Genomic DNA, 12,503 nt, shown 5'->3' with positions numbered 1-12,503 from the left:
GCCCCGGCCGCGGGCGCCTCGATCACATCCGCGGCCGGGGCGGCATCGACGGTCAGCGCACCGCCCAGAGCCATCACCGTCGGCGCCTTGTCCTTCAGCTCCATCACCACCCGCTGTGCGAGCTTCGGGCCGACGCCCGGCGCGGCCTTGATCGACGACCAGTCGCCCAGCGCGATCGCCCGGCCGACGCCCTCGGCGCCGAGCGTGCCGAGGATCGCCATCGAGGCCTTGGCCCCCACTCCCTGAACGGTGGTCAATAAGCGGTGCCATTCCTTTTCGAGCAGCGTCGGGAAGCCGAAGAGCTGCAGAAGATCCTCCCGCACCAGAAGCTCGGTGTAGAGCGCGCAGGCCCCGCCAACGGGCGGCAGCGCGGCCGCCGTCCGTTGCGAGACATGGACGACGTAGCCCACGCCGCGCACGTCGATCAGGACGTGATCCATGGCGCGGTGCAGGATCACCCCGGCGATCCGCCCGATCATGCGGCCCCCTTCAGCGCCGCGGCCATGCGGCCCGCGCCTTGCAGGTGGTGGGCATGGCAGATCGCGATGGCGAGCGCGTCGGCGGCGTCGGGCCCGGCCAGTTCGACGCCGGGAAGCTGGAACCGCACCATGTGGGCGACCTGTGCCTTGTCCGCATGCCCCACCCCGACAACGGCTTTCTTAACGGCGTTCGGGGCATATTCGCCGACCGTGAGACCAGCCTGCGCCGGCACCAACATGGCAATGCCACGGGCCTGGCCGAGCTTGAGGGTGCCGGCACCGTCCTTGTTGACGAAGGTCTGTTCCACCGCAGCCGCGGTCGGCGCATAGGCGGCGACGATCCGGGTCAGCGCATCGAAAAGCGACAGCAGCCTTGCGCCCATAGCCTCGCCCTCCGAGCGGATGATGCCGTTGGCGACGTGGCTGAGTCGCGATCCGGTCACGTCGATCACGCCCCAACCGAGGTTTCTCAAGCCGGGGTCGATCCCGAGAACGCGCATCTGCTCCCTCATCTGTTGCTTTTTTCCCACGACTAGCACGAAAGGCGAACATCGCAAAGGGTGATTGGCTCGGGCATGACCGGCGCGCGCCTGTGGAAAACTCTGCCGAAAAGCGTCGCTGCAGGTGCGAAAAGCGACTCATTCTGCGCCTGCGGAAACGATTTCTTTACAGGAACTTATCGGCGCGACGACCCATGCAATAGCTGCATGGCCGGGCTGCGCAAGGCCGGCTTGCCGCCGGCACGGCGCCTAATTATCTCACGTTTCGAAGCAGAGAGGCACGAGTTCGAGGCACTCTGAGAACCTGAGGAAACGATCATGTCCGCCTATGAAATCCACCGCAACACGAGCCACTTCTCCGGGCTGTTCGGGACGCTCGTCGCGTCCTTCGCGGCTTGGAACGACGCCCGCGTGACCCGCAACGCGCTGTCGCGCCTGTCGGACCGCGAGCTTGACGATATCGGCCTGAGCCGCGCCGACATCGACTCCATTTCCGCGCGCCTCTGATACTATCGGAAGGCCGCGACCGCAGGGTCGCCAAAGGCCGTGCCGGGGACGCCCCCGACACGGCCTTTCTCTTTTTCTTCAAGCCGGCGGATCAGTAGATGGCGGCGCGCAGACGCTCGGCCAATGCTGCCGTCATCGGATCGGCCTGGAGCACCCAGGCGCCGCCCTGCTCCACCGAACTGCCCGAGCGCAGGGCCGCGAGGCGTTCCTCGTAGCGCTCCGGCCCGATGGTGGCGAGGACGACCGCCTTGATCGCGATGACCGTCATGGCCACCAGCACCAGCGGTCCCAGCAACCCGAACCGTCGGGCCGGGCGACGCCGAGCCCTGTAGTAGGACATGCCGAGGGTCCCGTCCGCCTCGAACCCGCCGCCGGCCTCGTGGGTCCGTTCGATACGGCCCAGCCGGCCGTAGAAATTCTGCATGTTGCGATCGACCATTCCGGCCTCCTGCCCGCGCGCCCCCGTGAAAGGCAAGCGTGAGGAGAAAATGTGGCAGAAATGGGGCCTTAGCCTTGGTCAGACCGATTGCGCACAGGTCAGAACCAATGTCGTCCAATCGCCGATTTCGTCGCGCTCCCGCAGCGAAAATCCGATGGTGCGATAAGCCGCAAGAACCTCGTCCGCCTGCGTGTTGAGGATCCCCGACAGAATCGCGATCCCGCCGGACGCCACGGATCGGGCCATCTCGGGCGCGAGCGACATGAGCGGCCCCTTCAGGATGTTGGCGAAGAGAAGGTCGTAGGGCGCTCGCGCCGCCAGAGCTGGGTGATCGAAACCGGCCGCCTCGACGCAGCTCACCCGGTCTTCCATGCCGTTCGCAGCGACATTGGCTCGGGCGACCTCCACGGCCACCGGGTCGATGTCGGAGGCGATGACCGGATCGGGCCAGATCGCCGCCGCCGCCATGGCGAGTACCGCCGTGCCGCAGCCGATATCGGCGACGTTCCGGGCCCGGAAGCCCTCGCGGTCGAGGCGATCGAGAGCGCGCAGGCAACCCATCGTGGTCGCGTGGTGGCCTGTGCCGAAGGCCATCGCGGCCTCGATCAGGAGGGGCACGCAATCTTCCGGCACGCGGTCGGCGTCATGGCTGCCGTAGACGAAGAACCGTCCGGCCGCGACGGGCTGAAGATTGCGCTTCACATGCGCGACCCAGTCGGTCTCGGGCACCTCCGAGACGGTGAAGGGCGCCGCCCCGTAGGCCGCGGCCATCAGCGCAAGCGCGATGTCGTCGGGCGCCGCGTCGAAATAGGCGCCAACCTCGTAGAGCCCGGAACCGTCCTCGACCTCGAAGCAGCCGACGCCAGTCGGTTCGGGATCGAAATCCTCCATGGCACCGGCAAGCGCCTCGGCCCGGTCCTTGTCGGCAAGGGTGGTGAGGGCGGAAAAGGTGGGCATGACGGCTCCGGGAACGCGAGGGAACGGACCGGCCTTAGTCGCCCCGCGGGCATGCGTCAACCGCAAGCCCCGCGGGTTCCGACAGCGGACCCTCACGGCGATTTCGCCGGGATGACCCTCAGGTCGCGGTTCCGGCCGTGCAACTGACGCCCGTTCCACCGATCCCGCAGTAGCCGCCGGGATTCTTGGCGAGATACTGCTGGTGGTAGTCCTCGGCGAAGTAGAAGGGGCCCGCAGGCAGGATCTCGGTCGTGACGGGCCCGTAGCCGGCGGCCTTCAGCCGCTCGGCGTAGGCGTCCCGGGTCCGTTCGGCCGCTGCCGCCTGCGCTGCGGAAAAGGTGTAGATCCCGGACCTGTACTGCGTGCCCACGTCGTTGCCCTGGCGGTTGCCCTGCGTCGGGTCGTGGTTCTCCCAGAAGACCTTCAGCAGGTCCTCGTAGCTGACGACACTCGGGTCGTAGATCACGCGGACGACCTCGTTGTGGCCGGTCTGACCGGTGCAGGTCTCCTTGTAGGTGGGGTTGGGCGTGAGGCCGGCGGAATAGCCCGCCATCGTCAGCCAGACGCCCGGGACTTGCCAGAACTTGCGTTCCACGCCCCAGAAGCAGCCCATGCCGAACATCGCCTCTTCCATGCCCTCGGGCAGGGGTCCTTTCAGCGGCCGGCGGAAGACGAAATGCTCCTCGGCCGTGGGGATCGGAGCCGGCCGCCCCGGCAGCGCCTCGGCCGCGGTCGGCATGCTTGTCTTTCTTTGGAACAGGGCAGAGAGCATCCTCGCCTTTCCCTCCGTTTGTCATGTCCTGGTGCGCATATAGTCCACCCCCGCGCCGGCCGCCATGGCTCGCCAGATCACTTCGGCGCGCGCATCGGCGACATGATCCGGGTCAAGCCGAACATAAACTTCATCCTGCATCCGTACCGGGACAGGAGGAGGCCGCATGGACATACTGCCCGTCTTCGACCGGATCGGCGAAGCGCCGACGGTTGCCCTGCTCGGGGCGGCGCTCATGTGGCTCGGCGCCATCGCGACCGATATCCTCCTCGACAAACGGCCGGAACTGGTCGATGCCAACCCGTCCAGCCGGTACCTGCGGCCGACAGGGAAGCGTCGGGGCGGTCAGTAGAAGCTTTGCGGGTCGATGTCGATCGCAAGGCGAAGGTTCGCCGGGGGCCTGAGCTGCGCCACCCAGGCGGCGAGCGCGGGTTGCAACGCCACGCCCTTTGCGGCCTTGACCAAAAGCCTCACCCTGTGCCGCCCGCGGACGCGGGCCACCGGCGCGGGCGCCGGGCCGAAGACCTGCGCACCGATCCGGCGCAACGGCGCGTCGGCGCGAGCGAGCGCCTGGCCGAAGTCGAAAACCGTCTGCACGTCGGGAGAGGAGAGTATGATCCCGGCGAGGCGGCCGTAGGGCGGCATCCCCGCCGCCTGCCGCTCGGCCGCCTCGGCGCGCCAGAATGCTTCTTCGTCGCCGGAAAGGATCGCCCGGATGACAGCATGTTCGGGCTGGTAGGTCTGCAGGAGCGCCACGCCCGGCCGCTCGCCCCGCCCGGCGCGGCCCGAGACCTGCCGCATGAGCTGGAAGGTCCGTTCCGCAGCGCGCAGGTCCGAGCCCTGGAGCCCGAGGTCGGCGTCGATCACGCCCACGAGCGTGAGAAGCGGGAAATTGTGACCCTTGGCGACAAGCTGCGTGCCGATGACGATGTCCGCGCCCCCGGCCGCGATTTCCGCGATCTTGTCCTTGAGCGCGCGGGCGGTGCCGAAGAGGTCGGAGGACAGCACCGCGACCCGCGCCTCGGGAAAGCGCAGCGCCACCTCCTCGGCCAGCCGTTCCACGCCTGGCCCCACCGGCGCAAGCCGACCCTCGACGCCGCAGGACGGGCAGGCCGCGGGCATCGGCCGGGTCTCGCCGCACTGGTGGCACACGAGACGTTTCAGGAACCGGTGCTCCACCATCCTTGCGTCGCAGTGGTCGCAACCGATCTGGTGGCCGCAGGCGCGGCAGATGGTGACGGGGGCGTAACCGCGCCGGTTGAGAAAGAGAAGCGACTGCTCGCCGCGGTCCAGCCGGTCGCGCACCGCCTGCGCCAGCGTCGGACCGATCCAGCGGCCGGCCTCCATCCGCTCGGCCCGCATGTCGATGGCGTGCATTTCGGGCAGTTCCGCCGTCCCGAAGCGCGAGGTCAGGTCGAGGCGCGCGTATTTCCCGGCCTCGGCATTGGCCCAGGTCTCCAGGCAGGGCGTGGCGGAGGCGAGGATGACCTGTGCATCCGTCAGCGAAGCGCGCAGCACGGCCATGTCGCGCGCATTGTAGAGGACGCCGTCCTCCTGCTTGTAGGACGTGTCGTGTTCCTCGTCCACGACGATGAGGCCGAGGTCGCGGAACGGCAGGAACAGCGCCGAGCGCGCCCCGACGACGAGGCCCACCCCGCCTTCCCCGGCCATCCGCCAGAGCCGGCGGCGTTCCGTCTGCGTGACCCCCGAATGCCATTCGCCGGGCATCGCGCCGAACCGCTCCTCCACGCGGGTAAGGAACTCGGAGGTCAGCGCGATCTCGGGCAGGAGGACAAGCGCCTGCCGGCCGGTGCGCAGGCATTCGGCCACCGCCTCCAGATAGACCTCGGTCTTGCCCGAGCCGGTGACGCCCTTCAGCAGCGTCGTGCCGTAGCGCCCGCCCCGGACCGCGGCGCGGAGGGTCGCGGCGGCTGCGTCCTGATCCTCGGCCAGAGCCTTTCCCGGCCTGTCAGGGTCGAGCCGCGGATAGGGCAGGTCGCGCGGCGCCTCCTCCTCGGCGACCGCCCCCTGCTTCACGAGCCCCTTCACGACCCCGGTGGACACGCCCGCGAGCCCCGCGAGTTCGGCCAGGGTGAAGGCCGCGCCGCCGTACTCGTCGAGCACGTCCATGACGCGGGCGCGCGGCTCGGTCATCCGGTCGGGCTCCGCCCATCCCCGGCGATAGATCCTGCGCGGTCCCGGCGGGTCGGCGAGGCCCGGCGCGCGGGTGGCGAGACGCAGCATCGCGGGCAACGGGGTCAGGGTATAATCGGCGGCGCGCGTCAGGAAGGCCCGCATCGCCTCGGCCATGGGGGCTGCGTCTAGAACGCGGGTGACGGGGCGTACCTTGGCAAGGTCATAGCCCCCCTCTCCCGCGCCCCAGACGACGCCGAGCACGCGGCGGGGACCGAGCGGCACCTCGACGAAGGCGCCCGCGAAACAGCCGCCCTCGGGCGCGCGGTAGTCGAGCGCGCGGCCGAGCGGCTCGGTCGTGAGGACCGAGACGAGGTCGCCCGGGTCGTAAAACGAAAGCCCGGTCACGCCCGCGCCCTTCGACGGGGTTCCGGCCGGGCGGCGTTTGCGCTAGAAGCGCGGCCGAAAGCCCCCGCGACATAACCCGCAAGCCACAGGACCCGCGCCATGAAATTCTTCGTCGACACCGCCGACACCGCCGCCATCAAGGAACTGAACGACCTCGGCATGGTCGATGGCGTCACGACCAACCCCTCGCTCATCCTCAAGGCCGGACGCGACATCCTCGAAGTGACCAAAGAGATCTGCGACATGGTGCAGGGCCCCGTTTCCGCCGAAGTCGTGGCCACCGAGGCCAGGGAGATGATCGCCGAGGGGCTGAAGCTTTCCAAGATCGCGCCCAACATCGCGATCAAGGTGCCGCTCACCTGGGACGGGCTCACCGCCTGCAAGGCTTTCGCATCCGAGGGGCTGAAGGTCAACGTCACGCTCTGCTTCTCTCCGGCCCAGGCGATCCTCGCGGCCAAGGCGGGGGCGGCCTTCGTCTCGCCCTTCATCGGCCGGCTTGACGACATCCACCTCGACGGGGTGGACCTGATCCACGACATCCGCACGATCTACGACAACTACGACTTCCGGACCGAGATTCTCGCGGCCTCCATCCGGTCGGTGAACCATATCGTCGATTGCGCCAAGATCGGCGCCGACGTGGTTACGGCGCCGCCCGCGGTCATCAAGTCCATGGCGAGCCATGTCCTCACCGACAAGGGGCTCGAGCAGTTCCTGAAGGACTGGGCGAAGACCGGGCAGAAGATCCTCTGAACCGGCCGCAGGGAGTCCTCCGTGCAACGGTTGCCGCCAAGTGCGGCGGCCGGGGTGAAAAAACTGCGGCGCGGCGCGCCCCGGGCTGCTAAGGTCCGGCCAAAACGACACGAGGGCAGAGATGGCGGACAGGGCGAATATCGCGCAGGAGATCCGGGACCGGATCATCGCGGAACCGGAAGTGATCCTCGAGGACCGCGACCTGATGCGCGCGCTCATCGCCGCGAACGAGCGTGCGATGGGGGCGAACATCGTCGACCTGCGCGGCATCGCCATGGAGCGGCTGGAAGCGCGGCTCGACCGGCTGGAAGACACGCACCGCTCCGTCATCGCCGCGGCCTACGAGAACCTCGCGGGCACGAACCAGGTGCATCGCGCGATCCTGAGGATGCTCGACCCGACGGGCTTCGAGGAATTCCTGAGGAATCTCGCGGGCGAGGTTGCCCATATCCTGCGCGTGGACGCGGTCCGGCTCGTGCTGGAGACGCGCGAGACCGACCCCGACCCGGCGCTCGAACGGCTCGGCGATGTGCTCTGCGTTGCCGAGCCCGGCTTCGTGGAGAGCTACATGGCCGGCGGCCGGCCCGCGCCCGCGCGACCCGTCGTCCTGCGGCAGACCCTGCCGGGCGTCGAATCGATCTACGGCCGGACAGGCGACTGGATCCACTCGGAAGCCGCGCTGCGGCTCGACCTCGGCGACGGACGGCTGCCCGGAATGCTCGCGCTCGGCGCCGAGGACCCGCACCAGTTCCGCCCGAACCAGGGCAGCGATCTCCTGACCTTCTTCGGCGGCGTGTTCGAGCGCGCGATGCGGCGCTGGCTCGCCTGAGCGGGCGATGAGCCTCGCGCTCTCTCCCGCGCTCAGGTCGGCGCTTTCCGGGTGGCTCGACCACCTCGCGGCGCTGGACGGCGCGGCGGCGAACACGGTCAAGGCCTACCGCACCGATGTCACCGCCTTTCTCGCCTTCGTGGCCCGACACCACGGCGAAAGCCTCGGGCCGGCGCGGCTGGCCCGCACGGACCAGTCGGACATGCGGGCATGGATGGCCCATGAACGCGGGCGCGGCGTGTCGGCGCGGTCGCTCGCGCGGGCGCTTTCGGCGGTGAAGGGCTTCACCCGCTGGCTCGCCGAGCGCGAGGGCTTCGACCCGACCGCCATCCTCGCGGCGCGAAGCCCGAAGTTCCGGCGCAAGCTGCCGCGCCCCCTGACCGAGGATGCCGCGCGCGAGGTCATCGGCGTGATGGGCACCCAGCCCCGCGAGGACTGGGTCGCCGCGCGCGATGCCGCCGTGGTGACGCTGCTCTACGGCTGCGGGCTCCGCATCTCCGAGGCGCTGTCGCTGACCGGGGCGCAAAGCCCGCTGCCCGAGTCGCTGCGTATCCGCGGCAAGGGAGCCAAGGAGCGGATGGTGCCGGTGCTGCCGGCGGCGCGGGCGGCGGTAGCGGCCTACGTCCGGCTCTGTCCCTTCCCGGTGGAGGGCGAACCCGCCGCCGCGCTCTTCCGCGGTGCACACGGCGGCCCCCTGAATCCGCGCCTCATCGCCAGGGCGATGGAGGGGGCCCGTCTCGCGCTCGGCCTGCCCGCCTCGGCCACGCCCCACGCGATGCGCCACAGCTTCGCCACGCATCTCCTGTCGGCCGGCGGTGACCTCCGTGCGATCCAGGAACTGCTCGGCCATGCCTCGCTCTCGACGACGCAGGCCTACACGGCGGTCGATACCGCCCGGCTGATGGAGGTCTACGACCGCGCCCATCCCCGCGCCCGCTCCGGGGCGCCGGGATGACCGTCGGGGGCGACACTCCGCTCGGCATCGCGATGCGCACGGGCGATCGCGCGGCGCTCGACCGCATCGCCCGGGACCGGCCCGGGATCGCCCGCGAGCCGGACATCTTCCTGGATGCCGTGGCCGCCTGTCCGGCCGCGACGGTGCGCTGGTGCCTCGACAATGGCGCCGATCCGAACCTGCCTGCGGACGACGGTTTCCCGAGCCTCCACCTTGCCATCGACCGCCCAGGACCCGACCGGGTCGAGGTCGTCGCCCTCCTCCTCGATCATGGTGCAGACCCGGACCAGCGCGGGGTGAACGACTGGACACCCCTTCACCGTGCGGCCTGCAAGGGGCCGGCGCCGCTCGATATCATCAAGCTCCTGCTCGACCGGGGCGCCGACAGGACCGCGCGGGCCCGCATCGACGACTTCGCCACGCCCGAGGAGGAGGCCCGCCGTCTCGGCCATGCGACAGCCGCGGACTTCCTGCGCGACTACCGTGGCACACCCGGATGAGAGGCTCCGCCCTGCCCCGCGAAAGGTTGCGCGCCGGCGTCAATTCGGTCATGAGGCTCCCATGAGCCCCCCGATCAAGGCCCTTCTCGTCCATCTTTTCACGGCCACCGGGGCCGTGCTCTCCATGCTCGCCATGCTCGCGGCAGTGGAGGAGAAGTGGAGCCTGATGTTCCTCTGGCTTGTCGTGGCCCTCATCGTCGATGGCATCGACGGGCCTCTGGCCCGCCACTTCCACGTCAAGACTCACTGGCCGACCTACGACGGCGTGCTCCTCGATCTCATCATCGACTACCTGACCTATGTCTTCATCCCGGCTTTCGCGCTTTTTCAGTCCGGCCTCCTGCCCGGCTGGACCGGTTGGTGCGCGATCATCGTCATCACCTATGCCAGCGCCATCTACTTCGTGGATACACGCATGAAGACGAAGGACAATTCCTTCGCCGGCTTCCCCGCGTGCTGGAACATGGTGGTGATCGTGCTCTTCGCGATCGAGCCCAATTTCTATCTCATGCTCGCGATCATCGTGGCGCTTGCCGCGACGATGTTCACCAACCTCAAGTTCGTCCACCCGGTGCGCACCGAGCGCTGGCGCTGGATCACGCTGCCGGTGGCGCTCGCCTGGACCGGCTTTGCCGCCCGCGCCGCCTGGGTGGATTTCGCCGAGGGCGACATCGCCCACTGGGGGCTTACCATCGCCTCGGTCTATCTCCTCGTGGCCGGGGTGGCGCAGCAGCTTTTCCCCGAGCGTCCCCGCGTCGCCTGACCCTCAGAGGCGGGTGAGCGCGACCCCCGCCGCGATCATCAGCACCGACAGGGCCTTCGCGGGGGACATGCGCTCGCGCAGGACGAGCCAGCCGATGAGTACGGCGAAGAGGATCGAGGTCTCCCGGATCGCGGCGACAAGTGCGATGGGTGCTAGGGTCATCGCCCAGACAGCGACGGCATAGGAGCCATAGGACGCGGCCGCGCCGATTCCCCCGGCGAGCCAGACCCGCCCTGCCGGCGGCACCGCGGCGCGGCCGCGCAGGGCGAACATCGCCGCGGCGAAGATCAGCCCGTCGATGACGAAAAGCCAGCCGACGAACTGGGTGGAGCTTACCGCCAGCCGGGCGCCGTGCCCGTCCACCAGCGTGTAGCCGGCCGTCGCGCAGGCGGCACCGACGGCGAAGGGCAGCATCCGCCGCGACTCCCCGCTCGTCCAGACCCCGCGGGCGAGCAGGAGGATACCCGAGCCGAGAAGGAGGATGCCGACCGCCTCAGTCGGTCGCACCGCCTCGCCGAGCCAGAGCGCGCCCGCTACGAGCGTGATCATCGGCGCGGTGCCGCGGGCGAGCGGATAGACGCGGCCGAGGTCGCCGTGTTCGTAGGCCAAGGTCAGGAAGAGCTTGTAGGCCGTGTGGATGACGCCAGAGGCGGCAATCCACGGCCAGACAGGCGCCGCCGGCACCGGCTGGGCCGTCACGACCACGAGGCCGATGACCCCCTGGACGCCCGAGAGTACCATCATCGTGCCCGCCCGGCTCGCCCCGACCCGAACAAGCGCGTTCCACCCCGCGTGCAGAAGCGCGGCCGCAAGGACGGCGAGGAAGACGGTCAGGGACATCGCGGGGCCTCCGTGACGAGGCGTAGGCGGACGGTGAGCGAAGGACAAGCGGCGAATCCCGCGCGCCGCCGTCATTCTTTAGAATTGTTCCAAATCTTGACTTGTGCCTCCCCGGGGCGCATATCGGCTGTCGCAACGGAGGCGCCGCCATGTTCATCCAGACCGAATCCACGCCGAACCCCGCAACGCTGAAATTCCTGCCGGGCCTCGCGGTGCTCGATTCCGGCACGGCGGATTTCCCGGCACCCGAGACGGCCGCCAAGTCCCCCCTCGCCCGTCGCATCTTCGCTGTGGAGGGCGTCGCCGGCGTCTTCCTCGGGTCTGACTTCGTGACCGTGACGAAGGCCGAGGCCGTTCTGTGGGAACACATCAAGCCGGCGATCCTCGGCGCCATCATGGAGCATTTCCAGTCGGGCGCGCCGGTGATCGAGGGCGAGCGGGCGGAAAGCGCCCACGCCGAGCAGGACGGGCCGGATGGCGACATCGTGCGCCAGATCAAGGAGTTGCTCGATACCCGGGTGCGCCCCGCCGTGGCGCAGGACGGCGGCGACATCACCTTCCACGGCTTCGACCGGGGCGTCGTCTACCTGCACATGCAGGGCGCCTGTGCCGGATGTCCCTCCTCGACGCTGACGCTGAAGATGGGGATCGAGAACCTCCTGCGGCACTACATCCCGGAAGTGACCGAGGTCCGCCCCGTCGCCGCCTGAGCGATGACCGGACGTCTCATCCTTGCCTTCGACACCTCGGCCGCGCATTGCGCGGCCGCGCTCGTCTCGGGCGACCGCGTGCTGGCGGCCCGGGCCGAGGAGATGGGGCGGGGACAGGCGGAACGACTCATGCCCATGCTGGAGGAGATGCTCGCCGCGGAAGGTGCCGCATGGCGCGACCTTGCCGCGCTCGGCGTCGGCATCGGGCCGGGCAACTTCACCGGCGTCCGCATCTCCGTCGCCGCCGCGCGCGGGCTCGCGCTCGCGCTCGGGGTTCCCGCCGTCGGCGTGACCGGGTTCGACGCCTGCGCCCATGGCCAGCCGAGGCCGCTCTGGGTTGCCATCGAGGCGCCGCGCGGAAAGCTCTACCTGCAACGCCACGGCGCAGGTTCGACGGGCACGCCCGATCTCCGGCCGGCCGCCGAGACCGAGGAGCTCGATGCGCAGGTTCGCTGGCTCTCGGACCTGGCCCCGGCGCTTCTGGCCACGCACATCGCCTTCATCGCCCGCGACCGACGGCACCTGCCCCTGCCCCGCCCTGCACCGCTCTACCTGCGCCCCGCCGATGCCGCGCCGATGCGCGAGGCGCCGCCCCTCATGCTGCCATGACAGCCGGATCCGGACGACTCGCCCGGATCCACGGCGAAAGCTTCACCGTGCCCCGCCCCTGGACGGCTGCCGAGATCGACGGACTGCTCGCCATGCCCGGAACCTTCCTCATCGAGGCGCCGGACGGGTTCCTGATCGGCCGGGCGCTGGCCGGCGAGGCGGAGCTTCTGACCCTCGCCGTGGCGCCGGACGCCCGCCGCCGCGGCACGGGCACCGCGCTCGTCGCGGCCTTCCTGGATCGCGCCGTCGCCGCGGGGGCCGAGCGTGCGTTCCTGGAGGTGTCGGCCGACAACGCCGCCGCGCGCGTGCTCTATGCGCGGGCCGGCTTTGCCGAGGCCGGCCGGCGACG

General features: G+C 69.7%; 17 protein-coding genes. 10 read left to right on the top strand and 7 right to left on the bottom strand.

Annotation, left to right across the window (positions count from 1 at the left end; genetic code table 11):
* Both ruvA and ruvC read right to left on the bottom strand, forming a co-directional pair.
* Positions 1–479, bottom strand: a 479-nt coding sequence (gene ruvA / locus F9K34_RS12855) for a Holliday junction branch migration protein RuvA (RefSeq protein ID WP_291337369.1), incomplete at its 3' end; no start/stop codon positions are given.
* Positions 476–979, bottom strand: coding sequence for a crossover junction endodeoxyribonuclease RuvC (gene ruvC, locus F9K34_RS12850; RefSeq protein ID WP_291337368.1), 504 nt, complete (start codon positions 977–979; stop codon positions 476–478). The genes ruvC and ruvA, both read right to left, overlap by 4 nt.
* A gap of 318 nt (positions 980–1,297) precedes the next feature.
* On the opposite strand from ruvC, the gene F9K34_RS12845 reads away from it, so the two are divergent.
* Positions 1,298–1,486 (top strand): DUF1127 domain-containing protein, encoded by a 189-nt coding sequence (locus tag F9K34_RS12845; RefSeq protein ID WP_291337367.1) that lies wholly within the window; start codon positions 1,298–1,300, stop codon positions 1,484–1,486.
* Between the two features lie 91 nt (positions 1,487–1,577).
* Here the strand turns inward: F9K34_RS12845 and F9K34_RS12840 are convergent, their stop codons facing one another.
* The 3 genes from F9K34_RS12840 to msrA all read right to left on the bottom strand — a co-directional run bounded on the left by F9K34_RS12840 (position 1,578) and on the right by msrA (position 3,621).
* Positions 1,578–1,925: a hypothetical protein gene (locus F9K34_RS12840; RefSeq protein ID WP_291337366.1), complete on the bottom strand. Its 348-nt coding sequence runs from the start codon at positions 1,923–1,925 to the stop codon at positions 1,578–1,580.
* 78 nt (positions 1,926–2,003) lie between these two features.
* Positions 2,004–2,882, bottom strand: coding sequence for a 50S ribosomal protein L11 methyltransferase (locus F9K34_RS12835; protein ID WP_291337365.1), 879 nt, complete (start codon positions 2,880–2,882; stop codon positions 2,004–2,006).
* A 118-nt stretch (positions 2,883–3,000) separates the two neighbouring features.
* Positions 3,001–3,621 (bottom strand): peptide-methionine (S)-S-oxide reductase MsrA, encoded by a 621-nt coding sequence (gene msrA, locus F9K34_RS12830; RefSeq protein ID WP_291337364.1) that lies wholly within the window; start codon positions 3,619–3,621, stop codon positions 3,001–3,003.
* Positions 3,622–3,820: 199 nt separating this feature from the next.
* Between msrA and F9K34_RS12825 the strand changes: the two genes are divergently transcribed.
* Positions 3,821–4,006 carry a hypothetical protein gene (locus tag F9K34_RS12825; protein WP_291337363.1) on the top strand — a complete coding sequence of 62 codons (186 nt, stop codon included), beginning with the start codon at positions 3,821–3,823 and terminating at the stop codon, positions 4,004–4,006.
* On the opposite strand, the gene F9K34_RS12820 is transcribed toward F9K34_RS12825, so the two are convergent.
* Positions 4,000–6,195 (bottom strand): primosomal protein N', encoded by a 2,196-nt coding sequence (locus F9K34_RS12820; protein ID WP_291337362.1) that lies wholly within the window; start codon positions 6,193–6,195, stop codon positions 4,000–4,002. The two genes, F9K34_RS12825 and F9K34_RS12820, sit on opposite strands and share 7 nt — an antisense overlap.
* A 99-nt stretch (positions 6,196–6,294) precedes the next feature.
* Here F9K34_RS12820 and fsa point away from each other — a divergent pair, with 99 nt between their 5' ends.
* The 5 genes from fsa to F9K34_RS12795 all read left to right on the top strand — a co-directional run bounded on the left by fsa (position 6,295) and on the right by F9K34_RS12795 (position 9,995).
* Positions 6,295–6,948 carry a fructose-6-phosphate aldolase gene (fsa, locus tag F9K34_RS12815; protein ID WP_291337361.1) on the top strand — a complete coding sequence of 218 codons (654 nt, stop codon included), beginning with the start codon at positions 6,295–6,297 and terminating at the stop codon, positions 6,946–6,948.
* Positions 6,949–7,069: 121 nt separating this feature from the next.
* On the top strand, positions 7,070–7,777 hold the full coding sequence (locus F9K34_RS12810) for a DUF484 family protein (protein ID WP_291337360.1): 708 nt from the start codon (positions 7,070–7,072) through the stop codon (positions 7,775–7,777).
* A 7-nt stretch (positions 7,778–7,784) separates the two neighbouring features.
* A complete protein-coding gene (locus F9K34_RS12805; protein ID WP_291337359.1) occupies positions 7,785–8,732 on the top strand; it encodes a tyrosine recombinase XerC in 948 nt (315 codons plus the stop codon).
* Positions 8,729–9,232, top strand: a complete 504-nt coding sequence (locus tag F9K34_RS12800) for an ankyrin repeat domain-containing protein (RefSeq protein WP_291337358.1) — start codon at positions 8,729–8,731, stop codon at positions 9,230–9,232. The genes F9K34_RS12805 and F9K34_RS12800 overlap by 4 nt, the downstream gene beginning before the upstream one ends.
* A 61-nt stretch (positions 9,233–9,293) precedes the next feature.
* Positions 9,294–9,995: a CDP-alcohol phosphatidyltransferase family protein gene (locus F9K34_RS12795; protein ID WP_291337357.1), complete on the top strand. Its 702-nt coding sequence runs from the start codon at positions 9,294–9,296 to the stop codon at positions 9,993–9,995.
* A 3-nt stretch (positions 9,996–9,998) separates the two neighbouring features.
* Here F9K34_RS12795 and F9K34_RS12790 read toward each other — a convergent pair whose 3' ends face one another.
* Positions 9,999–10,835: an EamA family transporter gene (locus tag F9K34_RS12790; protein ID WP_291337356.1), complete on the bottom strand. Its 837-nt coding sequence runs from the start codon at positions 10,833–10,835 to the stop codon at positions 9,999–10,001.
* A gap of 149 nt (positions 10,836–10,984) precedes the next feature.
* On the opposite strand from F9K34_RS12790, the gene F9K34_RS12785 reads away from it, so the two are divergent.
* From F9K34_RS12785 to F9K34_RS12775, 3 genes are all read left to right on the top strand, one after another.
* On the top strand, positions 10,985–11,545 hold the full coding sequence (locus F9K34_RS12785) for a NifU family protein (RefSeq protein WP_291337355.1): 561 nt from the start codon (positions 10,985–10,987) through the stop codon (positions 11,543–11,545).
* A gap of 3 nt (positions 11,546–11,548) precedes the next feature.
* A complete protein-coding gene (tsaB, locus tag F9K34_RS12780) occupies positions 11,549–12,154 on the top strand; it encodes a tRNA (adenosine(37)-N6)-threonylcarbamoyltransferase complex dimerization subunit type 1 TsaB (protein ID WP_291337354.1) in 606 nt (201 codons plus the stop codon).
* Positions 12,151–12,503: GNAT family N-acetyltransferase (locus F9K34_RS12775; protein ID WP_291337353.1), on the top strand; the 353-nt coding region annotated here is incomplete at its 3' end. The genes tsaB and F9K34_RS12775, both read left to right, overlap by 4 nt.

Source organism: Albidovulum sp. (assembly GCF_008933605.1).
Taxonomy (GTDB): Bacteria; Pseudomonadota; Alphaproteobacteria; order Rhodobacterales; family Rhodobacteraceae; genus Albidovulum.
Note: the sequence above shows the minus strand (reverse complement) of the source record. Positions and strands in the feature narration are given on the sequence as shown.

What these genes read in the sequence shown, in the direction of transcription:
- ruvC (WP_291337368.1), bottom strand. Translation starts at nt 979, where the DNA reads ATGCGCGTTCTCGGGATCGACCCCGGCTTGAGAAACCTCGGTTGGGGC.
- F9K34_RS12845 (WP_291337367.1), top strand. Translation starts at nt 1,298, where the DNA reads ATGTCCGCCTATGAAATCCACCGCAACACGAGCCACTTCTCCGGGCTG.
- F9K34_RS12840 (WP_291337366.1), bottom strand. Translation starts at nt 1,925, where the DNA reads ATGGTCGATCGCAACATGCAGAATTTCTACGGCCGGCTGGGCCGTATC.
- F9K34_RS12835 (WP_291337365.1), bottom strand. Translation starts at nt 2,882, where the DNA reads ATGCCCACCTTTTCCGCCCTCACCACCCTTGCCGACAAGGACCGGGCC.
- msrA (WP_291337364.1), bottom strand. Translation starts at nt 3,621, where the DNA reads ATGCCGACCGCGGCCGAGGCGCTGCCGGGGCGGCCGGCTCCGATCCCC.
- F9K34_RS12825 (WP_291337363.1), top strand. Translation starts at nt 3,821, where the DNA reads ATGGACATACTGCCCGTCTTCGACCGGATCGGCGAAGCGCCGACGGTT.
- fsa (WP_291337361.1), top strand. Translation starts at nt 6,295, where the DNA reads ATGAAATTCTTCGTCGACACCGCCGACACCGCCGCCATCAAGGAACTG.
- F9K34_RS12810 (WP_291337360.1), top strand. Translation starts at nt 7,070, where the DNA reads ATGGCGGACAGGGCGAATATCGCGCAGGAGATCCGGGACCGGATCATC.
- F9K34_RS12805 (WP_291337359.1), top strand. Translation starts at nt 7,785, where the DNA reads ATGAGCCTCGCGCTCTCTCCCGCGCTCAGGTCGGCGCTTTCCGGGTGG.
- F9K34_RS12800 (WP_291337358.1), top strand. Translation starts at nt 8,729, where the DNA reads ATGACCGTCGGGGGCGACACTCCGCTCGGCATCGCGATGCGCACGGGC.
- F9K34_RS12795 (WP_291337357.1), top strand. Translation starts at nt 9,294, where the DNA reads ATGAGCCCCCCGATCAAGGCCCTTCTCGTCCATCTTTTCACGGCCACC.
- F9K34_RS12790 (WP_291337356.1), bottom strand. Translation starts at nt 10,835, where the DNA reads ATGTCCCTGACCGTCTTCCTCGCCGTCCTTGCGGCCGCGCTTCTGCAC.
- F9K34_RS12785 (WP_291337355.1), top strand. Translation starts at nt 10,985, where the DNA reads ATGTTCATCCAGACCGAATCCACGCCGAACCCCGCAACGCTGAAATTC.
- tsaB (WP_291337354.1), top strand. Translation starts at nt 11,549, where the DNA reads ATGACCGGACGTCTCATCCTTGCCTTCGACACCTCGGCCGCGCATTGC.